Source organism: Corynebacterium sp. UMB8791 (assembly GCF_054166365.1).
Genome location: NZ_JBSZCG010000060.1, coordinates 1 through 328 on the forward strand (window position 1 = coordinate 1; position 328 = coordinate 328).

Here is a 328-nt window from a genome sequence, read left to right on the forward strand (position 1 = left end):
TCCGCATCCAGCTCGCGGTTAAAGGCGATAATGCCGCCGAATGCGGAGGTCGGGTCGGTTTTGTACGCGCGATCGTAAGCATCAAGAATGGAATTGCCGATAGCCACGCCGCAAGGGTTGGCGTGCTTCACAATCACACATGCCGGCTCGGCGAACTCTTTCACGCACTCCAGCGCCGCATCGGTATCGGCGATGTTGTTATAAGAGAGGGCTTTACCCTGAACCTGGGTTGCGGTAGCAACGGAGGCTTCTTTCACATTCTCTTCTATATAGAAGGCAGCTTGCTGGTGGCTGTTCTCGCCGTAACGCATATCCTGCTTCTTAATGA

General features: G+C 54.3%; 1 pseudogene. It reads right to left on the reverse strand.

The window, feature by feature from the left end:
- A pseudogene (gene purH, locus ACXIUA_RS01565) lies at positions 1–311 on the reverse strand (bifunctional phosphoribosylaminoimidazolecarboxamide formyltransferase/IMP cyclohydrolase); the annotation flags it as partial.
- Positions 312–328 lie beyond the last annotated feature (17 nt).